This is a genomic window from Delftia sp. CH05 (genome assembly GCF_009827015.1).
GTDB classification, from domain to species: Bacteria; Pseudomonadota; Gammaproteobacteria; order Burkholderiales; family Burkholderiaceae_C; genus Comamonas; species Comamonas tsuruhatensis.
The window spans coordinates 21,430-46,824 of sequence record NZ_WUMG01000002.1; the positions used below are offsets into that span (position 1 = coordinate 21,430).

28 protein-coding genes are annotated in these 25,395 nt (G+C 65.2%); 8 read left to right on the top strand and 20 right to left on the bottom strand.

Features of this window, described 5'->3' with window-relative positions; genetic code table 11:
• Positions 1 to 12: 12 nt before the first annotated feature.
• Positions 13 to 1,011: a TRAP transporter substrate-binding protein gene (locus tag GRX31_RS01930; protein WP_160851279.1), complete on the bottom strand. Its 999-nt coding sequence runs from the start codon at positions 1,009 to 1,011 to the stop codon at positions 13 to 15.
• A 266-nt stretch (positions 1,012 to 1,277) separates the two neighbouring features.
• On the opposite strand from GRX31_RS01930, the gene GRX31_RS01935 reads away from it, so the two are divergent.
• Complete coding sequence (locus GRX31_RS01935; RefSeq protein ID WP_160851282.1) at positions 1,278 to 2,510, top strand: multidrug effflux MFS transporter; 1,233 nt, start codon at positions 1,278 to 1,280, stop codon at positions 2,508 to 2,510.
• A 28-nt stretch (positions 2,511 to 2,538) separates the two neighbouring features.
• Here GRX31_RS01935 and GRX31_RS01940 read toward each other — a convergent pair whose 3' ends face one another.
• From GRX31_RS01940 to orn, 3 genes are all read right to left on the bottom strand, one after another.
• A complete protein-coding gene (locus tag GRX31_RS01940) occupies positions 2,539 to 4,008 on the bottom strand; it encodes a sensor domain-containing diguanylate cyclase (RefSeq protein WP_337193838.1) in 1,470 nt (489 codons plus the stop codon).
• Positions 4,009 to 4,158: 150 nt separating this feature from the next.
• The gene (locus GRX31_RS01945; RefSeq protein ID WP_160851286.1) at positions 4,159 to 6,171 is read right to left on the bottom strand and encodes a DEAD/DEAH box helicase; all 2,013 of its coding nucleotides are present in this window, start codon (positions 6,169 to 6,171) and stop codon (positions 4,159 to 4,161) included.
• A 331-nt stretch (positions 6,172 to 6,502) separates the two neighbouring features.
• A complete protein-coding gene (orn, locus tag GRX31_RS01950; protein WP_016445790.1) occupies positions 6,503 to 7,108 on the bottom strand; it encodes an oligoribonuclease in 606 nt (201 codons plus the stop codon).
• Between the two features lie 30 nt (positions 7,109 to 7,138).
• Between orn and GRX31_RS01955 the strand changes: the two genes are divergently transcribed.
• Genes GRX31_RS01955 through rsgA form a run of 3 tightly spaced genes read left to right on the top strand, consistent with a single transcriptional unit; the run spans position 7,139 to position 9,776 of the window.
• Complete coding sequence (locus GRX31_RS01955; protein WP_160851288.1) at positions 7,139 to 8,440, top strand: M48 family metallopeptidase; 1,302 nt, start codon at positions 7,139 to 7,141, stop codon at positions 8,438 to 8,440.
• A gap of 16 nt (positions 8,441 to 8,456) precedes the next feature.
• Positions 8,457 to 8,789, top strand: coding sequence for a 4a-hydroxytetrahydrobiopterin dehydratase (locus tag GRX31_RS01960; RefSeq protein WP_016445788.1), 333 nt, complete (start codon positions 8,457 to 8,459; stop codon positions 8,787 to 8,789).
• Positions 8,790 to 8,807: 18 nt separating this feature from the next.
• The gene (gene rsgA, locus GRX31_RS01965) at positions 8,808 to 9,776 is read left to right on the top strand and encodes a ribosome small subunit-dependent GTPase A (RefSeq protein ID WP_160851291.1); all 969 of its coding nucleotides are present in this window, start codon (positions 8,808 to 8,810) and stop codon (positions 9,774 to 9,776) included.
• Between the two features lie 90 nt (positions 9,777 to 9,866).
• On the opposite strand, the gene GRX31_RS01970 is transcribed toward rsgA, so the two are convergent.
• From GRX31_RS01970 to rpsP, 6 genes are all read right to left on the bottom strand, one after another.
• Positions 9,867 to 10,856, bottom strand: coding sequence for a CobD/CbiB family protein (locus tag GRX31_RS01970; protein WP_026062341.1), 990 nt, complete (start codon positions 10,854 to 10,856; stop codon positions 9,867 to 9,869).
• Between the two features lie 68 nt (positions 10,857 to 10,924).
• Positions 10,925 to 11,653: a CoA pyrophosphatase gene (locus tag GRX31_RS01975; protein WP_016445785.1), complete on the bottom strand. Its 729-nt coding sequence runs from the start codon at positions 11,651 to 11,653 to the stop codon at positions 10,925 to 10,927.
• An 87-nt stretch (positions 11,654 to 11,740) separates the two neighbouring features.
• Positions 11,741 to 12,121 (bottom strand): 50S ribosomal protein L19, encoded by a 381-nt coding sequence (rplS, locus tag GRX31_RS01980; RefSeq protein WP_016445784.1) that lies wholly within the window; start codon positions 12,119 to 12,121, stop codon positions 11,741 to 11,743.
• Between the two features lie 110 nt (positions 12,122 to 12,231).
• Complete coding sequence (gene trmD / locus GRX31_RS01985) at positions 12,232 to 13,002, bottom strand: tRNA (guanosine(37)-N1)-methyltransferase TrmD (RefSeq protein ID WP_017405202.1); 771 nt, start codon at positions 13,000 to 13,002, stop codon at positions 12,232 to 12,234.
• A gap of 12 nt (positions 13,003 to 13,014) precedes the next feature.
• On the bottom strand, positions 13,015 to 13,584 hold the full coding sequence (gene rimM / locus GRX31_RS01990; protein WP_016445782.1) for a ribosome maturation factor RimM: 570 nt from the start codon (positions 13,582 to 13,584) through the stop codon (positions 13,015 to 13,017).
• A gap of 123 nt (positions 13,585 to 13,707) precedes the next feature.
• Positions 13,708 to 13,962, bottom strand: a complete 255-nt coding sequence (gene rpsP, locus GRX31_RS01995; RefSeq protein ID WP_012207143.1) for a 30S ribosomal protein S16 — start codon at positions 13,960 to 13,962, stop codon at positions 13,708 to 13,710.
• A gap of 145 nt (positions 13,963 to 14,107) precedes the next feature.
• Here rpsP and GRX31_RS02000 point away from each other — a divergent pair, with 145 nt between their 5' ends.
• A complete protein-coding gene (locus GRX31_RS02000) occupies positions 14,108 to 14,632 on the top strand; it encodes a GNAT family N-acetyltransferase (RefSeq protein WP_043789808.1) in 525 nt (174 codons plus the stop codon).
• A 7-nt stretch (positions 14,633 to 14,639) separates the two neighbouring features.
• On the top strand, positions 14,640 to 15,143 hold the full coding sequence (locus GRX31_RS02005) for an NINE protein (protein ID WP_016445780.1): 504 nt from the start codon (positions 14,640 to 14,642) through the stop codon (positions 15,141 to 15,143).
• A gap of 76 nt (positions 15,144 to 15,219) precedes the next feature.
• Here the strand turns inward: GRX31_RS02005 and GRX31_RS02010 are convergent, their stop codons facing one another.
• From GRX31_RS02010 to GRX31_RS02040, 7 genes are all read right to left on the bottom strand, one after another.
• Positions 15,220 to 16,230 carry an inorganic phosphate transporter gene (locus tag GRX31_RS02010; protein WP_016445779.1) on the bottom strand — a complete coding sequence of 337 codons (1,011 nt, stop codon included), beginning with the start codon at positions 16,228 to 16,230 and terminating at the stop codon, positions 15,220 to 15,222.
• Between the two features lie 22 nt (positions 16,231 to 16,252).
• Entirely contained in the window at positions 16,253 to 16,900 is a 648-nt protein-coding gene (locus tag GRX31_RS02015; protein WP_016445778.1) for a DUF47 domain-containing protein, read from the bottom strand.
• A gap of 143 nt (positions 16,901 to 17,043) precedes the next feature.
• Positions 17,044 to 17,406, bottom strand: a complete 363-nt coding sequence (locus GRX31_RS02020) for a DMT family protein (protein ID WP_016445777.1) — start codon at positions 17,404 to 17,406, stop codon at positions 17,044 to 17,046.
• A gap of 252 nt (positions 17,407 to 17,658) precedes the next feature.
• Positions 17,659 to 18,405, bottom strand: a complete 747-nt coding sequence (locus GRX31_RS02025) for an ABC transporter ATP-binding protein (protein ID WP_046239648.1) — start codon at positions 18,403 to 18,405, stop codon at positions 17,659 to 17,661.
• 3 nt (positions 18,406 to 18,408) lie between these two features.
• On the bottom strand, positions 18,409 to 19,203 hold the full coding sequence (locus GRX31_RS02030) for an ABC transporter ATP-binding protein (protein WP_016445775.1): 795 nt from the start codon (positions 19,201 to 19,203) through the stop codon (positions 18,409 to 18,411).
• Positions 19,204 to 19,220: 17 nt separating this feature from the next.
• Positions 19,221 to 20,300, bottom strand: coding sequence for an ABC transporter permease subunit (locus GRX31_RS02035; protein ID WP_016445774.1), 1,080 nt, complete (start codon positions 20,298 to 20,300; stop codon positions 19,221 to 19,223).
• 10 nt (positions 20,301 to 20,310) lie between these two features.
• Positions 20,311 to 21,240, bottom strand: a complete 930-nt coding sequence (locus GRX31_RS02040; protein WP_016445773.1) for a branched-chain amino acid ABC transporter permease — start codon at positions 21,238 to 21,240, stop codon at positions 20,311 to 20,313.
• A 305-nt stretch (positions 21,241 to 21,545) separates the two neighbouring features.
• Here GRX31_RS02040 and GRX31_RS02045 point away from each other — a divergent pair, with 305 nt between their 5' ends.
• The gene (locus tag GRX31_RS02045; protein ID WP_016445772.1) at positions 21,546 to 21,893 is read left to right on the top strand and encodes a GFA family protein; all 348 of its coding nucleotides are present in this window, start codon (positions 21,546 to 21,548) and stop codon (positions 21,891 to 21,893) included.
• A gap of 8 nt (positions 21,894 to 21,901) precedes the next feature.
• Here the strand turns inward: GRX31_RS02045 and GRX31_RS02050 are convergent, their stop codons facing one another.
• Positions 21,902 to 22,507 carry a 2-hydroxychromene-2-carboxylate isomerase gene (locus GRX31_RS02050; protein WP_016445771.1) on the bottom strand — a complete coding sequence of 202 codons (606 nt, stop codon included), beginning with the start codon at positions 22,505 to 22,507 and terminating at the stop codon, positions 21,902 to 21,904.
• Positions 22,508 to 22,559: 52 nt separating this feature from the next.
• Positions 22,560 to 23,288 carry an SDR family oxidoreductase gene (locus GRX31_RS02055; RefSeq protein ID WP_016445770.1) on the bottom strand — a complete coding sequence of 243 codons (729 nt, stop codon included), beginning with the start codon at positions 23,286 to 23,288 and terminating at the stop codon, positions 22,560 to 22,562.
• A gap of 91 nt (positions 23,289 to 23,379) precedes the next feature.
• Here GRX31_RS02055 and GRX31_RS02060 point away from each other — a divergent pair, with 91 nt between their 5' ends.
• The gene (locus GRX31_RS02060) at positions 23,380 to 23,829 is read left to right on the top strand and encodes a winged helix-turn-helix transcriptional regulator (RefSeq protein ID WP_016445769.1); all 450 of its coding nucleotides are present in this window, start codon (positions 23,380 to 23,382) and stop codon (positions 23,827 to 23,829) included.
• A 38-nt stretch (positions 23,830 to 23,867) separates the two neighbouring features.
• Here GRX31_RS02060 and GRX31_RS02065 read toward each other — a convergent pair whose 3' ends face one another.
• Positions 23,868 to 25,181 carry a replication-associated recombination protein A gene (locus GRX31_RS02065; RefSeq protein ID WP_160851293.1) on the bottom strand — a complete coding sequence of 438 codons (1,314 nt, stop codon included), beginning with the start codon at positions 25,179 to 25,181 and terminating at the stop codon, positions 23,868 to 23,870.
• Positions 25,182 to 25,395 lie beyond the last annotated feature (214 nt).

Consider the following 25,395-nt stretch of genomic DNA (forward strand, 5'->3'; position numbering starts at 1 on the left):
GCGCACCGGCGCTCAGTGCCTTTTCTTGTTGTACTCCATCAGCACCGACATATTGCTGCTGCCGGCCTTGGCCACCCACTCGCGACCAAAGCGCTCGCCCACCAAATCCAGCATGTGGCGCAGATCCGCCGAAGGCGCGGCCACGGACACCTTGTTGTCGGCAAGGATCTTCTTGCCCAGCTCATCGGCCTGCTGGGCCAGCGCCCAGCCCTCTTTTTCAGCCGACTCGGTAGCGCGGCCGATGGCCTGGCGCTCGGGCTCGGTGAAGCCCCTCCAGGCAAGTTCGCTGACGCAAAGCATGTTCTTGGGAATCCAGGCCTTGATATCCAGAAACACCTTCATGGCCTTCCAGGCCTGGATGTCGGCGCCCGTGGCGCTGGAGGTAATCATGGCATCGATACCACCTTGCTCCACGACGGCACCCAGATCGCCTGCGGCAATCACCACCGGCTGCGCCCCCCAGAGCTCGGCCAACCGCTTGGTCGCATCGCTTTGCACACGCAGCCTGAGGCCCTTGAGATCCGCGATGCTGTGGACCGGGCGCCGACTCAGGAGACCCTGCGCCGGCCAGGGCACGGCAAACAGCAGGCGCGCGCCCTGCTGGGCCAGCAAGAACTCCTGCAGCACGGGGCGGGTCAACTGCCACAGGCGCGCGGCCTCGTCAAAGCCACGCACCATGAAAGGCAGCGAGTCCATGGCCAGCAGCGGGTGGATATCCGCACAGGACGACATGAGCACTTCGCCGAACTGGAGGTCATTGCGCTTGAGCGCAGGCAGCACCTGCGCCATGGGCTTGAGCGCCGAGCCGGACACCACCTCGATCTCCAGCGACTGCCGGGTGTCGGCACCCACGCGTGCCGCGAAATTGCGCAGGTTCTGCGTGTGGAAGATGCCATCGCCATAGGCCGCCGACAGCTGCAGCCGGTGGCCCTTGGACCAGGCAGCGCCGGCGGTCAGTTGCAACGCGGCCGGAGCCAGGCCTGATATCAACGTGCGGCGAGAAACAGTCATGAAAGATCCTTGGCGAAAGCGCCCAGAACCATGCCATCCACCCGACGGCGGACCTGTGCATGCGGACGGAAAGATAAATTCTATCGATATTTATATCATTTAGATATAAACTATCGATCTATTCCATCGCCCAGGTCATTCGCCAAGCCATCCATCACACCGGATTCCAGCCAAGCCGCTACAGTGTCACCCTGCCGCAGACGCATGAGTGTGCGGCCCTCTTCTGCGCCTGTGGCCCGCCTGCAGCGCACAACCGCCTCGCCTGCATGCCACAAAATGTTTCCCCGCTCTGGCAGGGCCCGCGCTGGGCCCTGGCCGTCCTGCTAGCCATCCTGGGCATGCTGGGACCGTTCTCGATCGACACCTACATCCCGGCCTTCTCGGGCATCGCCCAGGCCTTGAACGCCACGCCGCTGCAGATGCAGCAGACGCTGTCGGCTTATCTGTTCGGCTTTGCCTTCATGAACCTTTTCCATGGCGCCATGGCCGACAGCTTTGGCCGCCGCCCCGTGGTGCTATGGGGACTGGCCGTGTTCACGCTGGCCTCGGCAGGCTGCGCGCTGTCGCAGAACATCACGCAACTGGTGCTGTTCCGGGCGCTGCAGGGCCTGTCCACGGGCGCCGGCATCGTGGTGTCGCGCGCCGTGGTGCGCGACCTGTTTCCGCCTGCCCAGGCCCAGCGCGTGATGGCCCAGATCACCATCTTCTTCGGCATTGCCCCGGCGCTGGCGCCGGTGCTGGGCGGCTGGCTGTTCGTGCACCTGGGCTGGGCCGCCGTATTCTGGTTCCTGACGCTGGTGGGCGTGCTGCTGTGGAGCATCAACTGGCGCTTTCTGCCCGAGTCTCTGCCGCAGGCGCAGCGCCAGCCCTTCCGGTTCAAGCCACTGATGCAGGGCTACAAGGCGCTGTGCAGCGATCCGCGCTTTGTGCTGCTGGCCTTTGCCAGCGGCGTGCCCTTCAACGGCATGTTTTTGTACGTGCTGTCGGCCCCCGCCTTCCTGGGCGACCTGCTGCACCTGCAGCCGCAGCAGTTCTTCTGGTTCTTCGTGATTTCGATCTCGGGCATCATGGGCGGCGCCTGGGTGAGCGGCCGGCTGGCCGGGCGCATTCCACCCAAGCACCAGATCCGCCACGGCTTTCTGATCATGTTCGTGGTGTCCATCGTCAACCTGGTTGCCAACCTGATCTGGCCTGCCCATGTGAGCTGGGCGTTGATTCCCGTGGGTGTGTTCGCCTTCGGCTGGGCCATGATGGTGCCCGTCGTGACCTTGCTGGTGCTGGACATCCATCCCGAGCGGCGCGGCCTGGCCTCATCGCTGCAGGCCGTGGTGGGCTCCACGGCCAATGGCATCGTGGCCGGCGTACTGGCGCCTCTGGTGATGCATTCGACGGTGCTGCTGGCCCTGGGCTCGATCAGCATGATGCTGATCGGGCTGGCGTCGTGGATCTACCTGCATCACCGCTGGCCCGAAATCGGGCGGCACGCCGCGGAGGCCTGAAGGCCACTGCTCCCGGAATCCCGGGCGTCTATGCCCGGCCCGCGCGGCGGTCCAGCATTTTTTCCTTGTAGTAGCGCGCCTTTTCGGCATACATGGCCTGGTCCGCGCGTGACACGGTGGCCTCCAGCTGGCTGCCCTCGTTGCAACAGGCCACGCCCATGGACAGGCTGACCAGCTGACCCGGATAGAACTGGTTGTTGAGCTCCAGCAGGGACAGGATGCGCTCCTTGACGGCTTCGGCGCCGCGCTCGTCCGAGGCTGGCAGCAGCACCATGAATTCGTCGCCGCCCACGCGTGCCGCACAAGCGGGCGCATCCACGGCCTTGGTCAGCACTTCGCCCACGCGGCGAAGCATGTCGTCGCCTGCGGCATGGCCATGCTCGTCATTGGCCTCCTTGAGACCATTCATGTCGATGGCGATCACGGCCAGCGGCCACGGCCCCTTGCGCGCCAGGCGGTTCAATTCCTCGATATAGAAGGCGCGGTTGCGCAGTTGGGTGAGCACGTCGTGCTTGCCCAGGTATTCCAGATAGGCCTCGGCCTTCTTGCGTGCCGTGATATCCACCAGGGACAGCAGCACCAGCCCCCAGTCGTCCGCATGGCCGTCCAGCACGGCCAGCTGCATGTGGATGTGCAGCGTGTCGCCCGACAGCGCGTAGTTCACCACTTCGCGGTGCTGCACGAGCTTGCCGTTCCACAGGTCCTGGAGTTGATCGGCAAAGGAGTCGATCATTTCATCGCGGAAGATGCGGCCCAGCCGGCTCAGCAGCTGCAGCTTGTCGGTGGCACCGAACATGCGCAGCGTCTGGCGGTTCACGTCGATGACGCGAATCTCCTGCATGCAGCGCGAGATGAATTCCGGATGCACCTTGAGGAAGGTGGCGAAATCGCTGATGCCCTGGGCGCGCACATCGTCGAGCAGGCGCTTGATGGAGCTGAAGTCCTCGACCCACAGCGACACGGGCGAGTACTCGAACAGGTCGCGCGAGTACTGCTCGCTGCGGCGCAGCTGCCGCGTGCTGCGCATCTCGGCCGTCACGTCTTCCAGCGACACCAGCACGCAGTCCCAAAGCTCCTCATGGCCGGGCAGGATGCGGCCACGGATCTGCACGTCCAGCCGGCGCCCGTCCAGCGTGTAGTTGGCGGTGCGGTTGGCAAAAGTCGGCGAGCCCTTCCAAAGCTCCTGCAGCTCGCAGGCCAGGCCGGCATGCATGTCGTCACGGAACACCTGGCCCAGGCTGTCGAGAAAGGTCTGCTGGTCCGCGGCGCCGAACAGGTCCAGCGTGCGCTGGTTGACGCGAACCACCCTGAGCGCGGCACTGCACTGCTGCAGTGCCTGCGGATGGGCAGAAAAATGCGCCTGCAGATCGGTCACGCCCTGTGCTCGCCACTGGTCGAGCAGGCGCTTGAGCGCGCTGTAGTCCTCCAGCCATAGCGAGACGGGGGCCAGTTCGAACATGTGCTCAAAATCCACACTGGACGCGATCAAAGACTCCACAGGGCACCTCCGCGCCGCGATTATGGCAGTCGCAGAGCCCGCCAGACAGCAGGTTCTGCGCCACGAACACAGGCAGCGCCAGGCAGGCAGGCGGATTGCCCAAAAAAAACCGGCCCCGAAGGGCCGGTCTGCATGCAAAGCCGGAATCGATCAGCGCACGGCGCGCTTGCGATCGCCGCCCTGGGGCGAGTAAGGCTTGGGAGCGCTCTTGCCAAAGGCCGGACGGCGCTCACCACCGCCGAAGCCGCCGCGGGATTCACCGCCGAAGCCACGCGATTCACCGGATGCACCACGGAAGCCGCCATCGCGGGGAGCACCCTCACGACGGTCGCCGCCGAAGCCACGGCCTTCGCCGCCACGGCCAAAGCCGCCTTCACGCGGAGCCTGGCTGTAGCCACCTTCACGCTGGCCCTGGCCAAAGCCGCCTTCGCGCTGACCCTGGCCGAAGCCGCCTTCACGCTGGCCGCCACCGAAGCTGCCGAAGCCGGCCTTGCGGCCATAGCCTTCCGAATCACGGCGGGGGCCGAAGCCACGGTCGCCACCGCGATCACCAAAGCTGCGCTCGCGGTCACCACCGCCGAAGCCGCGGTCGCCACCGAAACCACCACGACCACCGCCGGCGGAGCCTCGGCGATCACCACCACGGCCTTCAAAGCCGCCGCCACGACGGCCGCCACGGCCTTCGTTGCTGCTGGGTGCGCGCTGTGCAGGCTCGAGACCAGGAATCACCTCGGCCTTGAATTGCTGACGGCTGTAGCCTTCGATATCGAAAATGCGGCGGCGGTCACGGAATTCCGCGAACGTCACGGCCACGCCTTCGCGACCGGCACGACCCGTGCGGCCGATGCGGTGGGTGTAGTCCTCGGCCTTCATGGGCAGGCCGTAGTTGAAGACGTGGGTGATGGAGGGCACGTCAATGCCGCGTGCCGCCACATCGGTCGCCACCAGCACCTGCACCTGGCCGCTGCGCAGCGCCATCAGGCGGCGGTTGCGCAGGCCCTGGCTCAGGGCGCCGTGCAGCGCCACGGCCGAGAAGCCGTCCTGCTGCAGGTCGTTGGCCAGGCCGTCGCACTCGACCTGGGTCGATGCGAAGACGATGGCCTGGTTGATGGTGGTGTCGCGCAGCCAGTGGTCCAGCAGCTTGCGCTTGTGCTGGGAGTTGTCGGCCCAGAACAGCACTTGCTTGATGTTGGCATGCTTTTCCTGGGGCGTGTCGATGGTGACCTTCTTCACGCCCGATCCGCCGTCATGCATCACGCGCATGGCCAGTTGCTGGATGCGGGGCGCGAAGGTGGCGCTGAACATCATGGTCTGCTTGCGCTGGGCCGTCAGGTCGTTGACTTCGGCCAGATCGTCCGAGAAGCCCAGGTCCAGCATGCGGTCGGCCTCGTCCACCACCAGGAACTGCACCTGGTCGAGCTTGATCTGCATCGAGCGCTGCAGGTCCAGCAGACGGCCAGGCGTGGCCACCACGAGGTTGGCGTTCTGCAGCTTGGCAATCTGCAGCTGGTAGGGCATGCCGCCCACCACGTTGGCAATGCGGATGCCACGGCAGTGCTTGACCAGTTCGATGGCGTCATGCGCCACCTGCTGAGCCAGCTCGCGCGTGGGGCACAGGATCAGGGCGCCGGGAACGGCCGCCTTGAAGTTGCGGGGATTGGTGGGGTCCTTGCGCTTGTTGCGCTTGGGCGTGGGCTGGCCGCTGGCAGTGGCCTCGGCGCACTGGCGGTCATATTCGGCGCGGATGGCGGCTTCCTCGTCAGCCTTTTGCTGGATCAGCGTGTGCAGCACGGGCAGCAGGAAGGCGGCGGTCTTGCCCGAGCCGGTCTGGCTGGAAACCATCAGGTCGATGAAGGCCTGATCACCACTGCCCATGGCCAGGGGAATGGCTTGCGCCTGCACGGCCGTGGGCTGGGTGTAGCCCAGATCGGCAACGGCGCGGACCAGCTCTTCAGCCAGGCCCAGCTCGACGAAGGCGTTGGGGAGTTCGGGAGCTGCCTGAGCGGCTTCGGCGCCCTCGACGGTTTCAGCAGCGGCCTGCGACTCGGCGGCCTGCTCGGCACCGGCAACGGCGGCGTCCAGCACGGAAGAGGCTTGGGCAGCGCAAGCAAAAGAGGAATCGGCAGCGGCAATGATGCCCTGCTCTTGAGAGATGTCGTTCATGAATGGCTCTAACGAAAAGCACGCGCAGTCAGCGATCTGCCACGCTTTTCTCGACGGTTGGGTCAACATCCACCGTCAGACTTGACCGGCCCTTCGCAAAAGGGCGGATGGGCGTTTTCGGCTGGTCCGAAACCGATGGTCCCGCCATCCATGAAAGCCTTCATGGAGGTCTGTGGACATCGACCTCAGACACACAGCGCAGGAGCCCTTGTGTGATGGAGATGTGCAAATTGCCCCTTGTTGATGGAGGCAAGCTGTAGATTGTCGCACTCCTGGGGTTTTCCCGCAAGCCCCCTGCACAAAAATGGCCGGAGGGCCCCGGCTCTGGGCGCTAGACGCTCAGCAGGCGTGCGCGATAGTGCGCCAGCTCATCGATGGATTCATGCACATCGGCCAGCGCCGTGTGGCGCTGGGCCTTCTTGAAGGATGCGTAGGCATCGGGCTTCCAGCGCCTGGCCAGTTCCTTGAGGGTGCTGACATCAACGTTGCGGTAGTGAAAGAAGTCGTTGAGCTTGGGCATGTAGCGCTCCATGAAGCGCCGGTCCTGGCCAATGCTGTTGCCGCACAGCGGCGCCTTGCCCTTGGGAACGTACTGCGCCAGGAACTTGATCAGCGCGGCTTCCGCATCGGCCTCGGTGGTGGTCGATGCCTTGACGCGCTCGATCAGGCCGCTCCTGCCGTGCGTGCCCTTGTTCCAGGCGTCCATGCCGTCGAGCAGGGCATCGCTTTGATGGATGGCGAACACAGGACCCTCGATGCGCGTGGCAAGGTCCGGACTGGTGACGACCACGGCGATCTCGATGATGCGATCGGTGTCGGGCTGCAGCCCGGTCATCTCGCAGTCGAGCCAGACGAGATTGAGGTCGGATTTGCTCAGGGTGACGGGCGTGCCGGATTCGGCGGGGACGGGAATGCAGGCGCTGGAGGCTTCGGACATGGCCCAAATTGTCGCCTACACTGCGGCCACATGGTCTTCAACCCCGATTTTTCCTCGACGCTTTCCCTGCTGTTTGCCGCAGCCGTGCTGGCCCAGTGGCTGCTGCGCGCCTGGCTGGCCTCGCGCCAGGTTCGCCATGTGGCAGGCCACAGAGCGCAGGTGCCCGAGGCCTTTGCGCAGCGCATCAGCCTGGCCGCCCACCAGAAGGCCGCCGACTACACACTGGCGAAGGCACGCGTTGCCCTGATCGACATGACGCTGGGCGCCGTGGTGCTGCTCGCATGGACGCTGCTGGGCGGGCTGGATGCACTCAACCAGCAGTTGCTGGAATGGATGGGCGCCGGCCTGTGGCAGCAATTGGCGCTTCTGACCAGCTTTGCTCTGATCTCCGACCTGGTGGAGCTGCCGCTGTCGCTCTACCAGACCTTTGTGCTGGAGCAGCGCTTCGGCTTCAACCAGATGACGCTGCGGCTGTGGCTGGCCGATGCCGCCAAGTCCACGGCCATGGGCGCAGCCATCGGCCTTCCGATTGCGGCACTGATCCTGTGGCTCATGGGTTCGGCCGGCGACCTGTGGTGGCTCTGGGCATGGGCCGTCTGGACGGGCTTCAACCTGCTGCTGATGTGGATCTTCCCGACCTTCATTGCACCGCTGTTCAACAAGTTCGATCCACTGGAGGACGGCCCGCTCAAGGAGCGCGTGAGCGCACTGATGCAGCGCTGCGGCTTCACGGCCAAGGGCCTGTTCGTGATGGACGGCAGCCGCCGCTCGGCACATGCCAATGCCTATTTCACGGGCTTCGGCCACTCCAAGCGCGTGGTGTTCTTCGACACCTTGCTCAAGCAGCTGGACGCCGACGAGGTGGAGGCCGTGCTCGCGCATGAGCTGGGCCATTTCAAGCACCGCCACATCCTCAAGCGCATGCTGCTGATGTTTGCCGCCAGCCTGGCGGGCTTTGCGCTGCTGGGCTGGCTGTCGCAGCAGCTGTGGTTCTACCTGGGCCTGGGCGTGCGTCCGGGTCTGGACCTTGCGCTGGGACACAGCGGCATCGGCGCCGGCAACGAGGCCGTGGCGCTGCTGCTGTTCCTGCTGGCCGTGCCGGTGTTCAGCTTCTTTGTCACCCCGCTGTTCTCGGCCCTGTCGCGCCGCGACGAGTTCGAAGCCGATGCCTACGCCATGCAACAGGCCAGCGGCGCCCACCTGGCCTCGGCACTGCTCAAGCTGTACGAGGACAATGCTTCAACGCTCACGCCCGATCCCTGGTACGTGAGCTTTTACTACTCGCATCCGCCCGCCCTCGCCCGGCTGGCGCGCATGCCCTCTCCGACCTGAACCATACGCACTCACCATGAGCACACAACGCTTGCAACAACAGGACTGGTCCAACCAGCAGCGCCGCGCGCTGACTTCCGACGAACTGCACACCGCACTGGCCGCCCTGCCGGGCTGGCAGCTCGATGGCGATGCCATCGCCAAGAGCTACGCCTTCGCCAACTACTACGAGACCATGGCCTTCGTGAATGCGCTGGCCCTGATCGCCCACCAGCAGGACCACCATCCCGACCTGACCGTGAGCTACGGCCGCTGCGGTGTACGCCTGAACACGCATGACGTGAACGGCATCTCGTCCACCGACATCGAGTGCGCACGCCGCATCGATGCGTTGCTGGCGCGCCCATGAATCGCACCCCGCTGACCCATGGCTGAGCGCTCCGCACTGCACGAAGGCCTGGTCGTCTCCAGCCATGGCCGCCATTGCGTGGTCGAGACCGAAGACGGCTCGCGCCACATCTGCCACCCGCGCGGCAAGAAGAGCCAGACCGTGGTGGGCGACCGCGTGCGCTGGCAGCTTCCGCCCCCAGGCCAGGGGGAGGAAGGCACCATAGAAAAGGTGCTGGAGCGGCGCAACCTGTTCTACCGGCAGGACGAGATACGCACCAAGTCCTTTGCAGCCAACATCGACCAGGTGCTGATCCTGATCGCCGCCGAGCCGGTCTTCTCCGAAAGCCAGCTGGCCCGCGCCCTGATCACTGCCGAAGCCACCCACATCAAGCCCCTGATTGCCCTCAACAAGCGTGACCTGGCCGAGCCCTTTGCCGACGCCTGGGAGCGCCTGGAGCCTTATCGCGAGATGTACCTGGGCCACGAAAAGCCGCACTACGAGGTGCTGTCGCTGTCGCTGGCCAATGAGGGCGAGGCCGATCGGCAGCTGCTGATGAAGCACCTCAAGGGCAAGGCCACGCTGGTGCTGGGCCCTTCCGGCTCGGGAAAGAGCACCCTGATCAACCTGCTGGTCCCCGGCGCACGCGCGGCCACCAACGAGATCTCGCAGGCACTGAACTCCGGCAAGCACACGACCACCACGACCAGCTGGTACTGGATGGACGAGGAGCGCACGACAGCCCTGATCGACTCGCCGGGCTTCCAGGAGTTCGGCCTGCGCCACATCGAACCCACCGACCTGCCCCGCTGCATGCCCGACATCGGCGCCCATGCGCAGGAATGCAAGTTCTACAACTGCACCCACCTGCACGAGCCCGGATGCGCGGTCATGCCGCGCGTGGAGGATGAGGAACACGGCATGGACGCCGACCATGACATCAGTGCCAACCGGTACTGCATCTATGCCGAGCTGTTTGATGAGTTGAGTCAGGCCACGAAGTATTGAGCCTCCCCCAAACGCCACCGGGCCGCTCCGGGAGGAAGAAACGACGCCTCCAAAGGGGCGTCATCCAGGACTCGCCCGCAGGCTCCGCACTCAGCCCAACAGGCGCGCCAGCGACAGCAGGGCCAGCAGCAGCAGCCAGACCACGACCGAGCGCCAGACCAGGCCGACCACGCTGCGCAGGTGGCCGATCTCGGGCTCACGGCCCGGCGTGGCTTCGCTGTCCACGTCGAGGTCGATCTCCTCGCCGTCGTCACGGGTCACCGAGATGCCCTCGCGGCGCTTGAGTGCCTCGCCGCCCAGGCGCACGTTGATGGCGCCCGAGGTGGCGGCCAGGATCACGCCGTCGTTGTCGTTGGGAAAGCGCTGGGCATGGAAGCGCCAGCCCTCGATGGCCTCCTCGAAACTGCCGACCACGGCAAAGGAAAGAGCCGTCAGCCGTGCGGGCAGCCAGTCGATCACGGTCCAGGCCAACCGTGAGGCGTGCTGCAACTGGACACTGACCTGGCTGCCACCCAGCAGGCCCTTGCGCGACCAGGAGCGCGACAGGTGCTCGGTCATGCGGTAGAACACGGCGCCCAGCGGGCCCAGGCCCAGCGCCGCCAGTGCAGAGAACCAGAACAGCACGCCAAACACATGGCGATGCGCTGCCAGCACCGAATACTCGATCACATGGCGCACCACCTCGCTGCGGGGCACTTCGCTGGCGTCCACCTGCTGCCAGTGGGCGAGGGCTTCGCGCGCCGCGTACTCGTCACCTGCATCCAGCGCATCGCGGATGCGCGTGAAGTGGTGGCTGAACTGGCGAAAGCCCAGCGTGACGTAGAGCACGGCCACATTCCAGACCATGGCCAGCGGCCAGCCCACGCCCCACAGCAGCAGCAGATAGATGCCTGTCACCAGCACGCAGGGCAGCGCCACCGCCACGGTCCAGGCCAGCCAGCCGTGGTGCGCCTGGCCGGCATCGAAGTTGCGGCGCACCGAAACCGTCCAGGCCCTGTAGCCTGTGTGCACCAGGTTGGCCGGCGTCAGGGGGCGCGCCTGCTCGATCAGCAAGGCGATCAGAATGGCAAAGAAACTCATCCGGCCATCATACTGGCGCATGCGGGCAGGCCCGTGACCCCGGGGTGGCACGGCACCCCATCCGGGCATCAGGCCGACAGGAATCGGTAAAGATTGCGCAGCATGCCGGCCGTGGCGCCCCAGATGTAGCGCTGGCGGTCTCCATCCTGGTAGGGCATGGCAAACCATTCGCGCGGCACGCCGTTCCAGACCATGGCGTGGCGCTCATGGTTGGCAGGATCGAGCAAAAAGGACAGCGGCACCTCGAACACGTCCGCCACCTCGTAGGGATTGGGATGCAGGCGCGCCCGGGGATCGACCAGGGCCACCACCGGCGTGATCAGAAAGGCCGTGCCCGTGGTGTAGATGGGCAGGGTGCCCAACACTTCCACATCGCCGGCAGCAAGCCCGACTTCCTCCTGCGCCTCGCGCAGGGCCGTGGCCTGGGCAGACACATCCTCAGGATCGCGCTTGCCACCCGGAAAGGCCACCTGGCCCGAATGCGTGGACAGATGGGCCGTGCGTTCGGTCAGCAGCACCGTGGGCTCGGAGCGCAGCACGATGGGCACGAGCACGGCGGCATCGGTGGGCTGGCGATCACTGAAGCGTTTCTCGCGCACCACCTCGGGAGCCCAGCGGGGCGGCCGCGCAAAGCGCTGGCGCAGGGCATCCGGCGCGCGGGCCTCCAGAGGCACGGCGGGCAGGTGGCTGTCCCTGCCCACCAGTTGCGCCATGCGCGGGTCGGCGACCGAGGCGACGGCCGCTGGCGTCGGGCCGCCGGTCGGCACGGGTATGGCGGTATCGGGCAGAGAGGACACAAATGAAGGAATGTGGTGAGAAACGACCGGGCAACAAAAAAGCCGCTACAGGCGACTGTAGCGGCTTTCCAGCTGTGACGCAGGTGCTCAGGCTTCGGCAGAAACCTTGACACGCGACGGCAGCTTTTCCTTGATGCGGGCCGACTTGCCGCTGCGCTCGCGCAGGTAGTACAGCTTGGCACGACGCACATCACCGCGACGCTTGACTTCGATGCCGGCGATCAGGGGCGAGTAGGTCTGGAACGTACGCTCCACGCCTTCACCACTGGAGATCTTGCGCACGGTGAAGCCGCTGTTCAGGCCACGGTTGCGCTTGGCGATCACGACGCCTTCGTAGGCCTGCACGCGCTTGCGGCTGCCTTCGACCACGTTCACGCTCACGATGACGGTGTCACCGGGGGCGAACTGGGGGATGGTCTTGTTCAGACGGGCGATTTCCTCTTGCTCGAGGGTCTGGATCAGATTCATGGTCAACATCCAATCGATCTTGTCCGCGCCAGGATTGGCAAGCGCCGGGATTGGCGCCATGGCTGCTTTGTTCGTAGCAGCGGCCGGATAGAGGATCGAAGAATCGCGGATTATAGCCCGGCGGCGTTTTTTGCCAAAAACCCCTCGTCCTTGGCATTGAGCAGGCCCTGGGCGCGCGCCTGCTCTATCAGCTCGGGCCGGTGCCTGGCCGTGATGGACAGGCGCTGGTCGCGGCGCCAGCGCTCGATCTGCGCGTGGTGCCCAGACAACAGCGGCGCCGGCACTTCGCGCCCTTCCCAGACTTCGGGGCGCGTGTAGTGCGGGCAATCGAGCAGGCCGTCGAGCGCGGGATTGAAGCTGTCCTGCTGGAAGCTGCCCTCGTCGTTGAGCACGCCGGGCTGCAACCGGGCCACGGCATCGAGCAAGGCCATGGCAGCAATCTCGCCACCGGAGAGCACGAAATCGCCCAGGCTCAGCTGGTGCGTGACATGGGCATCGATGAAGCGCTGGTCCAACCCCTCGTAGCGGCCGCACAGCAAGATGGCACCCTGCCCCTGCGCCCAGTCGGCGACCACGCAGTGGCGCAGCGTCGTGCCTATCGGCGAAAACAGCACCACCGGCGCCGGCTCGGTCTCGCCCGCGTCGCGGCGCGCCTGCTGCGCCGCCTCCAGGCAGCGCTGCAGCGGCTCGGCCATCATCACCATGCCCGGCCCGCCGCCAAAGGGCCGGTCGTCCACGCGCCGGTAGTTGCCCTGGGCATGGTCGCGCGGATTCCACAGGTGCACGCCGACCTGGCCCGAGGCATAGGCCCGGCGCGTCACGCCGCTTTCGAGAAACGGCGTGAACAGCTCGGGAAACAGCGTGAGGATGTCGAAGCGCATGGATGTCGGCGATCAGTAGTCGGGCTGCCAGTCGGCAACGATGGTCTTGCCCGGCAGATCCACCTTGTCCACATAGGCGTCGACAAAGGGAATCATGCGCTCGCGCTCCTTGCCATCCTCTTCATAGGCCAGCACCAGCACGGTCTGCGGGCCGGTGGACAGCAGGTCTCGGACGATGCCCAGGGCCACGCCTTCGCGGTTGACCACGGACAGGCCCAGCAGGTCGACCCAGTAATACTCGCCATCCTCGGGCTGCGGAAAATCGCTGCGCGCCACGAAGATGCGCGCACCGCGCAGGGCCTCGGCAGCGTTGCGGTCGTTCACGGCGGGCGAGGTGGCGACGACGGAGTCGGAGTGCACGCGCGCCTGCTTGACCGGCAGCAGCACGGTTCCGGTGAACTGCCGGGCGCCTTTTTCGGCGGGCTGCAGATACCACTGCTTGGCCGTGAACAGGGCCTCGGGGTCGGAACTGAAGGCCGCCACCTTGAACCAGCCCTTGATGCCCCAGGCATCGGCGATGCGCCCGACCTCCACGGCATCGGCAGGCAGGACGCTGGCTTCGAGTTCAGGCATGTGGCTCATGGCAGTCGGTAGGCAGTAGGTGGACGGTCAATGCAGATCGGTGCAAGGCGATCCGGAGGGGGAAAACAAAAACGGGCCCCGTCAGACAAGCCAACGGAACCCGATTTCAGAAGGGGTGCTGGATTAGGCAGCAGTCTTCTGGGTGGCCTGCTTGATCAGGCGCTCTGCGGTCTCGGAAGCCTGCGCGCCAACGCCCTTCCAGTAGTTCACGCGGTCCAGAGCAACGCGCAGACCCTCTTCGCCACCACGGGCGTTGGGGTTGTAGAAGCCCAGACGTTCGATGAACGAACCATCGCGGCGAACGCGCTTGTCAGCAGCAACGATGTTGTAGAACGGACGGGCCTTGGAACCGCCGCGAGAGAGTCGAATGACGACCATGATTTTCCTTCGGGTGGCGCAGCCACCACGTAATTAACACACAATAAATGGCTGCACAGAGTTTTGCGGCGTTTGAGACACGCGACATGGCCACCCGGCCAGCGACACGCCGTAAAACCAGCGATTATATCGAACTTCTTTTCTCATGCCTACCATCCGCCCAAGCCAGGACAGCGATCTCGCTGCCATCACCGCCATCTACCGCCACCACGTGCTGCATGGCACAGGAACGTTCGAGACCGATCCCCCTTCCGAAGCCGACATGGCCACGCGCCGCGCGGATGTGCTGGCCAAGGGCCTGCCCTATCTGGTCGCCGTGGACGCACAGGGCCAGGTGCTGGGCTTTGCCTACGCCAACTGGTTCAAGCCGCGCCCGGCCTATCGTTTTTCTGCCGAGGATTCCATCTATGTGCATGACGCGGCACGCGGCCAGGGCGTGGGCCGCCTGTTGATCGATGCGCTGTCGCACGACTGCGAGGCGGCCGGCGTGCGCAAGCTGCTGGCGGTGATCGGCGACTCGGCCAATGCCGGCTCCATCGGGGTGCACCGCGCTGCAGGCTTCACCCCTGCGGGCACGCTGCGCTCCATGGGATGGAAGTTCGGCCGCTGGCTGGACATCGTGCTCATGGAGAAGACCCTGGGAGACGGCAACCGCAGTTCGCCCGAATAATGGGCGCATGAACCGACCCAGCACGCCCCTGCCCCAGACCACCGGCGCCGACCGGGCTCCCCGCCCCAGGAACAAGACACTGGCCGCCTGGCTGGCCTTTGTGGGCGGGCCGCTGGGGCTGCATCGCTTTTACCTGCATGGGCTCGGCGACTGGCTGGGCTGGCTGCTGCCCGTGCCCACGGCGCTGGGCGTGTACGGCATCGAACGCGTGCAGCAACTGGGACAGGACGACCAGCTCAGCTGGCTGCTGATTCCGCTGCTGGGCTTCACCATCGCCGGCTGTGCGCTGCGCGCCATCCTCTACGGGCTGACCGACACCGAAGCCTGGAACCGGCGCCACAACCCCGGCATTGACGTGCAGGCGCAGGCCGGACGCACGGGCTGGTCAACCATCTTTGCCATTGCGCTGTCGCTGATGCTGGGCGCCGCCGTGCTCATGGCCAGCATTGCCTACAGCTTCCAGCACTACTTCGAGCACCAGGTGGAGGAGGCGCGCAAGATTTCGCAGTGAGGCGCAGCCAACGCCTCCCCCGAAAAAAGAAAGACCGCCATGGGCGGTCTTTCTTTTTGGCGGCAGCAGCCCCGGCTCAATACAGCTGCAGGCTGATCCAGTAGGCAATCGATGCCACGAAGGCGCTGGCAGGGATCGTCAGCACCCAGGCCCAGACGATGTTGCCTGCCACGCCCCAGCGCACGGCGCTGGCGCGCTGGGTGGAGCCCACGCCGACGATGGCGCCGGTGATGGTGTGCGTGGTCGAGACCGGCACGCCCAGGAAGGTTGCAAAGAACAGCGTCAGTGCACCACCGCTTTCGGCGCAGAAGCCGCCCACGGGCTTGAGCTTGGTGATCTTCTGGCCCATGGTCTTGACGATGCGCCATCCGCCGAACATGGTTCCCAGGCCGATGGCCAGGTAGCAGCTGACGATGGTCCACAGCGGCGGCTCGGCGTCGCCGGCATTGGCATAGCCGGTGGCGATCAGCAGCAGCCAGATGATGCCGATGGTCTTTTGCGCGTCATTGCCGCCGTGGCCCAGGCTATAGGCACCGGCGGAGACCAACTGCAGCCTGCGGAACCAGCGGTCCACCCTGTTGGGCGCGGCGCGCCGGCAGACCCAGGCCACCAGCACCATCATCAGCGAGCCCAGCAGGTAGCCCAGCAGCGGCGAGACGAAGATGAAGGCCACGGTCTTCCCAATGCCGCTGGCAATCAGCGCGCCTGCGCCGGCCTTGGCCATCACCGCGCCCACGATGCCGCCGATCAGCGCATGCGAGGAACTGCTGGGGATGCCGTAGTGCCAGGTGATCACGTTCCAGGCAATGGCACCGACCAGGGCACCGAAGACCACATGCGTGTCGACGATGCCGGGCTGCACGATCCCCTTGCCCACGGTGGCTGCCACGCTCAGGTGAAAGACAAAGACCGCCACCACGTTGAAGAAGGCCGCGAAGGCCACGGCCTGCGTGGGCTTGAGCACGCCCGTGGAGACCACGGTGGCGATCGAGTTGGCAGCATCGTGGAAGCCGTTCATGAAGTCGAACAGCAGGGCCAGCACCACCAGCAGGATCACGACCCACAGGGCCGCTTGTACGGATTCCATAGAGAAACGACTCCGCGAGGGCTCAGGAATTTTCGAGGACGATGCCCTCGATCAGGTTGGCCACGTCCTCGCAGCGGTCGGTCACCGTCTCCAGCAGCTCGTAGATGGCCTTGAGCTTGATGACTTCGCGCACATCGGGCTCTTCGCGGAACAGCTTGCTCATGGCCGAGCGCATCACGCGGTCGGCGTCCGATTCGAGACGGTCGATTTCCTCGCAGGTCTTCATCGCCGCGTCCACCACCGAGGGATCGGAGATGCGCGACAGCAGCTTGACCGCATCGCGCAGCCGCTCGCAGCAGCGCACGCACAGGTCCGTCAGGCGCGTGATCTCTTCCGTCATGTGGCGCACGTCGTACAGCGCCATGGTCTCGGCCGAGTCCTGGATCAGGTCGGCCACGTCGTCCATGGTGTTGATCAGCGAGTGGATGTGCTCGCGGTCCAGCGGCGTGATGAAGGTCTTGTGCAGCGCCTTGGTGACGTCGTGCGTCACGCGGTCTGCGGCACGCTCGGCGTTGTTCACGTCCTCGTTGTACTTCTCGCGAAGATGAGGATCGTTGTAGTTGGCGACAAGCTGCGAGAAGGCATGCGCGGCTTCGACGATGCGATCGGCATGCTGGTTGAACATCTCGAAAAAATTGCCTTCGCGCGGCAATAACTTGCCAAAAAGCATGAATGCTCCTTACCGGGAAACAGGGGGAACCAGGCGACTCACTGCGTCACATTGCGGATGCTTGGCATGGCTTCCCGGCTTGAACGGGGCGAAGTGTACTCTTGAGTCCCAGGCGCGTTTTTGCGCGCCGGCGCGCCGCCCTGTCAGCCGCTGCGAAAAATAAAGTACACCGCGCCCACCATGCACAGCCCGGCCCAGAGGAAGTCCCATTTGAGCGGCTGGTTCAGGTAGAGCACGGCAAAGGGCGCGAACACCGCCAGCGTGATCACCTCCTGGATGATCTTGAGCTGCGCCACGCTGAACTGCGTGTGGCCTATGCGGTTGGCGGGCACCTGCAGCAGGTACTCGAACAGCGCGATGCCCCAGCTGACAAGGGCTGCCACGTACCAGGGCGACGAGGCGTGGTTCTTCAGGTGGCCATACCAGGCGAAGGTCATGAAGACATTGCTCATGGCCAGCAGGACCACGGTCTGCAGCCCGACGGGGATGTGTTGGAGCCAGTTCATGTGATGTGCAGCCCGACGCGGGGAAACCCAAATTATCGCGTCCGGCACTGGGCAGGGCGGATTTTCGATTTCTTTCCAAAAATTGCCTTTTTGCGCGAATTTCCTCGAATAACCCATTCCATCGCACAAATACGCAAAGTCTCGCATCGATCGACGCTTGATGAATCTTCATCAAATCGTCATATTTTTGCCATATCCCGTCAGTGGCACGGGGCATTCCATCCATCCCCGCGCTCACGGCAGCCGTGGCGCTCACTCGCCCAGATAGGCAGCCCGCACGCGCGGGTCGCTGAGCAGGGTCTGGCCGGGCCCCGTCATGGTGATCAGGCCGGACTCCATCACATAGCCGCGATCGGCCAGCGCCAGCGCACGGCTGGCATTTTGCTCGACCAGCACAAGGGTCACGCCCAGGCCGTGCACGTCGCTCACCACCTCGAAGATCTTGTCCACCATGATGGGCGACAGGCCCATGGAGGGCTCGTCCAGCAGCAGCACCTTGGGCTGGCTCATCAGCGCGCGCGCCATGGCCAGCATCTGCTGCTCGCCACCCGACATGGTGCCGGCCAGCTGGTCGCGGCGCTCCTTCAGCCGCGGGAAGATGCCGAACATGCGCTCGATGTCGGCGGCAATGCCGGCCTTGTCGTTGCGCGTGTAGGCGCCCATGAGCAGGTTCTCGGTGATGGTCATGCGCGCGAACACGCCGCGCCCTTCGGGCACCATGACCAGGCCCTGGGCCACCAGATCCCAGGCGCCCACGCCCCGGATGCTGCGGCCCAGGTAGTGCACGTCGCCGTCCGCCATCTGCAGGCTGCGCGTGACGGCCTTCATGGTGGTGGTCTTGCCGGCACCGTTGGAGCCGATCAGCGAGACCAGCTCGCCCTGGCGCACCTCGAAGTCCACGCCCTTGACGGCCTGAATGCCGCCATAGGCCACCTTCAGGCCCTCGACCTTCAGCAGCACCGGAGGGGGCACGCCCTTGTCTTGCTCTTGCTCGCCCATGGTTCAGTGTCCTCCCGTGCCCAGATAGGCTTCGATCACCTTGTCGTTCTTCTGCACCTCGGCCGGCGTGCCTTCGGCAATGGGCTTGCCATAGTCGAGCACGGTGACGCGGTCGCACAGGCCCATGACCAGCTTCACGTCGTGCTCGATCAGCAAGATGGTGCGCTGGTCGCGGCGGATGCGGTCGATCAGCTCGCGCAGCTGCACTTTCTCGGTGGCATTCATGCCGGCGGCAGGCTCGTCCAGCGCGATCAGCTGCGGGTCGGTGGCCAGGGCGCGGGCGATTTCCAGGCGCCGCTGGTCACCGTAGCTCAGCGTGCGGGCCTTGAAGTCCGCGTACTTGGAGATGCCCACGTAGTCCAGCAATTCACGGGCGCGCGCGCGGATGGCGGCCTCCTCGGCCTTGAAGCCGCGCGTGCGCAGCACCGCGCCGATCAGGCCCGAGTGCGTGCGCACATGGCGCCCGACCATCACGTTCTCCAGCGCCGTCATCTCGGCAAACAGCCGGATGTTCTGGAAGGTGCGCGCAATGCCGGCCTTGGCCACCTTGTGCACGGCCGTGGGCTCGTAGGCCTTGCCGGCCAGCTCGAAACTGCCGCTGTCGGGCGTGTACAGGCCCGTGATCACGTTGAAGAAGGTGGTCTTGCCCGCGCCATTGGGTCCGATCAGTCCGTAGACCTGGCCCCGGCCAATGGTCATGCCCACATCGGACAGCGCCTGCAGCCCGCCGAAGCGTTTGGAAATGCCCGAAACCCTGAGCACCGGAGCGCTGGAGCTGTTGTCTGCCGTATTCGCCATCTGCGGTTTCTCCATGCTCAGGACTGGTGCGGCAGGTTCTTGCCATGCTCGGGCGACGGCCACAGGCCGCGCGGACGCATCAGCATGATGACGATCATGGCCAGCGCGATCAGCAGCTGGCGCAGGATGGAGGCATCGAGCCGCCCATCGGTCATCTGCTGCAGGGGACCGGCCACATAGCGCAGCACCTCGGGCAACGCCGACAGCAGCACCGCACCCAGGATCACGCCGGGCAGATGGCCCAGGCCGCCGAGCACCACCATGGCCACGATCATGATGGACTCCATGAGGCTGAACGACTCGGGCGAGACGAAGCCCTGGAAGGCCGCGAACATGGCGCCCGAGACACCGCCAAAAGAGGCGCCCATGCCGAAAGCCAGCAGCTTCATGTTGCGCGTGTTGATGCCCATGGCCTTGGCGGCGATCTCATCCTCGCGGATGGCCATCCAGGCGCGGCCTATGCGCGAGTCCTGCAGGCGCCAGCAGATCACGATGCTGACCAGCACCAGGAAGAGGAACAGGTAGTAGTACAGCGTGACCGAGCTGATGTCGTAGCCGAAGATCTCCTGGCGCTTGGCCAGGTCCAGTCCCAGGATCTTGACCGAGTCGATCTGGCCTATGCCTTTGGGGCCATTGGTGATGTTGACCGGCTGGTCCAGGTTGTTCATGAAGATGCGGATGATCTCGCCGAAGCCCAGCGTGACGATGGCCAGGTAGTCCCCGCGCAGCTTGAGCACCGGAATGCCCAGCAAAATCCCCGTGATGGCCGCCAGCAGCGCCGCCAGCGGTATCACCAGCCAGATGGAGGTATGCAGCCCGTCCGGGAACATGGCGGCAAAGCCCTCGAAGGTCTCCGCCAGATGCGGCGAGGCCATCAGCGCGAACATGTAGGCGCCCACGGCGTAGAACGCCACATAGCCCAGGTCCAGCAGGCCCGCGTAGCCCACCACCACGTTCAGGCCCAGTGCCAGCAGCACATAGAGCAGCGCCAGGTCGGCGATGCGCACCCAGGCATTGCCGAAATACTGCAGCACCAGCGGCAGCACCAGCAGCGCCAGTCCGCCCAGGATCCATTGCACGGTCTTCTTGCTGTTCATGCGTCTCTCCTCAGGCGCGGTCGGCCACACGCTCACCCAGCAGACCCGAGGGGCGCAGCGTCAGGATGATGATGAGCACGATGAAGGCGAAGATGTCGGTGTAGTGGCTGCCCAGCACGCCACCCGTGAGATCACCGATGTAGCCCGAGCCAATGGACTCGATCAGCCCCAGCAGCATGGCGCCGACCACGGCGCCCGCCAGGTTGCCGATGCCGCCGAACACGGCCGCCGTGAAGGCCTTGAGCCCCGGCAGAAAGCCCATGGTGTGGTGGGCCGTGCCGTAGTTGGAGGCGTACATGATGCCCGCGATGGCCGCCAGCACGGCGCCGATGATGAAGGTGGCAGAGATCACCATGTCAGGCTTGACACCCATCAAGGCCGCCACGCGCGGATTCTCGGCCGTGGCCCGCATGGCGCGCCCGAGCTTGGTGTAGTTGACCAGGTAGGTCAGCGCAGCCAGCGCAATCGCCGTGACCACCAGAACCAGAATCTGGGTGGGCGTGATCACCGCCGTGCCGATCTCGAAGGGCGTGCTCGGCAGCAGCGTGGGATAGGCCTTGTAGTTGGGCTTCCAGATGATCATGGCCAGCGTCTGCAGCAGCAGCGAGACGCCGATGGCCGTGATCAGGGGCGCCAGGCGCGGGCTGCTGCGCAGGCGCCGGTAGGCCACTTTCTCGATCACGAAATTCAGTGCGGCGGCCACCACGCAGGCGATCACCGTCGCCAGCAGCAGGATCAGCCAGCCCGGTGCGCCCGGCATGGCCTCCTGCATCAGGCCTATGCAGCTCCAGCTGGTCAGCGCCCCGACCATGAGCACCTCGCCATGGGCGAAGTTGATGAGCTGGATGATGCCGTACACCATGGTGTAGCCCAGGGCGATCAGGGCATACATGCTGCCCAGGACCAATCCGTTGATGACCTGCTGAAGCAGTATGTCCATATGCGCTCTCCCCTTTTGCTCAGGATGGAGACATTCAGCGTGCCTCGCATCCAAACGAACGGAGCCAGCAATGCCATGGTGGTGGAAGCTCTCCTGCCGCATCCCGGCTTGTGATCAGGAAGCCGCAGGGGATGGGCGATTCTAGGCACCCCCCGGTGGCCTGCAACGCCTTGTTGCAGCGGGGTTTCCCGAGGCTTTACAAGCCACGCGCTCTTATGTAGCACTGCAGCAATTTGCCGCAGCCAGCATGAACTCCTACCATCAACGGCAGTGCCGCCAGCAAGCGGTGGCCACGGAGAACCCCGATGAAATACCACGGCAGCTGCCACTGCGGCGGCATCGCTTTCGATGTGGAAGGCGAACTCACCCAGGTCATGGCCTGCAACTGTTCCATCTGCGCGCGCAAGGGCGCCCTCATGTGGTTCGTGCCCCGCGAACAGCTGCAGCTGAGCACGCCCGAGGAGCAGATGCGCTCCTACACCTTCCACCGGCATCTGATCCAGCACCGCTTCTGCCCGACCTGCGGCATCCACCCTTTCGGCGAAGCCACCGATCCCAAGGGCCGGCACATGGCGGCCGTCAACGTGCGCTGCCTGGAAGGCGTGGATGCCGAAGCCTTGCGCATCACGCGCTACGACGGACGGTCGGCCTGAGGCTGGCTTCAGGCCCGCAGCGCTTCTTCCTCCACATCGCGCAGGCGGTCCTTGCCGAAGTAGATCTCGTCGCCAACAAAAAAGGTGGGCGATCCGAAAGCGCCACGGTGGAAGGCCTGCTCGGTATTTGCCAGCAGCCGGGCCTTGACTTCGGGCGTCTGGCTTGCGGCGATCAGGGCTGGGGCGTCCAGACCCGCCCCGGACAGCTCGGTGCCGATCACCTGGGCATCGTCCATCTTGCAGCCCTTCTCCCACATGCTGGAGAACACCGCATCGACATAGCGCTCGAAGCAGCCCATGTCCTGGGCGGCCACGGCCCCACGCATGATCTGCAGGGTGTTCACGGGAAAGTGAGGATTCATCCGGAAACGCGTGAGGCTGTGCCTGTGCACGAAGCGCTGCAGCTCCAGCGCCTCATAGGCGCGCTTGTTGGGAATGTCGGCATTGGCCTCGGCCGGGGAGCGGTTGTTGGCCAGCTTGAACAGGCCTCCCAGCAGGACAGGCACATATTCGAAGCGGATGCCGCTGCGCGCCTCGATCCGGGGAATGACCTGGTGGCAGAGATAGGCGTTGGGGCTGCCGAAGTCGAAGAGAAATTGCACCTTGGTGTTCATGGCGTGGCCTGCGGGAGTGGGAGGAAGTGACGATGCGATAAGGCAAGGCGGCTCACCACGGCTCCATCCAGGGACGGATCTCGGTCTCGTGCGTCCAGGCGTCGCGCGGCTGCTGGTGCAGTTGCCAGTAGAGGTCGGCAATGTGCTCGGGATTGAGGATGCCGCCCTGCTCCTTGAGGGCATAGCGCTCGGGGAAATTGCTGCGGATGAATTCGGTGTCTATGGCGCCGTCGATCACGGGATGGGCCACATGGATGCCCTTGGGCCAGAGTTCGCGCGCCATGCTCTGCGCCAGGGCGCGCAGGCCGTGCTTGGCACCGGCAAACGCGGCAAAGCCCTCGCGCCCGCGCAGGCTGGCCGTGGCGCCCGTGAAGATGATGGTGCCCCGGCCGCGCGGCAGCATCACCCTGGCCGCCTCCCGCCCCATCAGAAAGCCGGCGAAGCAGGCCATCTCCCATACCTTGAAGTAGACGCGCGCCGTGGTTTCGGTGATGCCGAAGCGCACATTGGCGCCGATGTTGAAGACGGCGACCTCGATGGGTGCGATCTCGGCCTCGATCTTCTGCACCAAGGCCACCATTTCCTCTTCCTTGCGCGCGTCGCTGCCAAAACCATGGGCTTCACCCCCAGCGGCGCGGATCTGCTCGACCAGCGGCTGGAGTTTGTCGGCATCGCGGCGGGTGACGCAGGCGATATAGCCTTCGCGCGCAAAGCGCCGGGCAATCGCCCCGCCCGTGGCGTCACCGGCACCGATGACGAGGATGGCTTTCTTGTCGGTCATGGAATCTCCGTGGATGAAGAAGTCAGTTCATTTTTTGAACTTTATGCACGGTAGGTTTAAAATCTGAACCCGTCAAGCGGGGAACTGCCCAATGAAATGGAACGAACTGGAAGAGGAGCGCTGCTCCATCGCACGCACGGTCTCGGTCATCGGTGACCGCTGGACGCTGCTGGTGCTGCGCGACTGCTTTCTGGGAGTGCGCCGCTTCGATGAATTCCTGGGGCGCCTGGGCATTTCACGCCCTATGCTGTCGGACAGGCTGGCCAGGCTGGTCGAGGCCGGCGTGCTCAAGAAGGTGGCCTACCAGGAGGCGCCGGTGCGGCACGAGTACCGCCTCACGTCCAAGGGACTGGACCTGCATCCCGTGGTCATGGCCATCGTGCACTGGGGCGATGTGCACATGTCCGGCGAGGAAGGCCGGCCCCTGCTGCACCGGCATTCGGTGTGCGGCCACACGTTCGATCCCCTGATCGTCTGCTCGCACTGCCACGCTCCCTTGCACGCGCGGGATGTGACGGTGGAGCCCGGCCCGGGCGCCTAGCCCTGGCTCCAGCCCCGGCCTGCTCTCACGGGATTCGGCTATGCGCCGCCGCCGCCGCCAGCCTCTTCATCCCACTTGCGCAGCACGGCCAGCTTCTCGCCGATCTTGATCTCCAGGCCCCGTGGCACGGGCTGGTACCAGCCCGGCTCCGCAATGCCCTCGGGCAGATAGGTCTCGCCGGCCGCGTAGGCGTTGGGCTCGTCGTGCGCGTAGCGGTATTCATGGCCGTAGCCCAGCTCCTTCATGAGCTTGGTGGGCGCGTTGCGCAGGTGCACGGGCACCTCGCGGCTCCTGTCCTGCTTCACGAAGGCCCGGGCCTTGTTGTAGGCGTTGTAGCCGGCGTTGCTCTTGGGAGCCATGGCCAGATAGATGACGGCCTGGCCCAGGGCCAGCTCGCCTTCGGGGCTGCCCAGGCGCTCGTAGGTCAGGGCCGCATCGTTGGCGATCTGCATGGCGCGCGGATCGGCCAGGCCTATGTCTTCCCAGGCCATGCGCACGATGCGCCGCGACAGGTAGCGCGCATCGGCGCCGCCGTCGAGCATTCGGGTGAGCCAGTAGAGCGCCGCATCGGGATGGGAGCCGCGCACGGACTTGTGCAGGGCCGAGATCTGGTCGTAGAAGTTGTCGCCCCCCTTGTCGAAGCGCCTGGCATTCAAGGTCAGCGCGTTCTGCACGAATTCGGCATCGATCCGGGTGACGCCTGCAGCGCCCGCCGCAGTCTGGCATTGCTCCAGCAGGTTCAGGAACCGCCGGGCGTCGCCATCGGCATAGCCGATGATGGTGTCCCGCGCCAGGTCGTCGAACTGCAGGCCGCCCAGGGCCTTTTCCTGCGCACGCTGCAGCAGCTGCCTGAGCTCTTCGTCGGTCAGGGACTGCAGCACATAGACCTGTGCGCGCGACAGCAGGGCCGAGTTCACCTCGAAGGACGGATTCTCCGTGGTGGCGCCGATGAAGGTCACCAGGCCGCTTTCCGCATAGGGCAGCAGCGCATCCTGCTGGGATTTGTTGAAGCGGTGGATCTCGTCCACGAAGAGGATGGTGTGCCGGCCCATGGCCAGGTTCTGCTGCGCCTGCTCCATGGCCGCACGGATGTCCTTGACCCCGGAGAACACCGCAGACAGCGCAATGAACTCGCACTTGAAGGCCGTGGCCGTGAGCCGGGCCAGCGTGGTCTTGCCCACGCCGGGTGGCCCCCAGAAGATCATGGAATGCGGCTTGCCCGACTGGAAGGCCAGGCGCAGCGGCTTGCCTTCGCCCAGCAGGTGGGACTGGCCCACGACCTCGTCCAGGGTCTTGGGCCGCAGGGCTTCGGCCAGTGGTGCGGAGGGCTCCTGGGTGAACAGATCAGCCATGGGGCAGCTCTCTCGAAGGCCGCTCCCCGCACGCGAGGTGCGGCAGACCGTGTTGCGGATTCTTCGCCAAAGGGAACAGATGCAGTTGCAGAACCATGGCGCCATTGTCCACGCCATGGCTGGCGCAGGTGCGCCAGGCCTTGATGCCTGATGTCGGCCGTGGACTGAAACTCCTGATCTTCAGACGGGAATATGGCCATCGCCTCCAGGCATG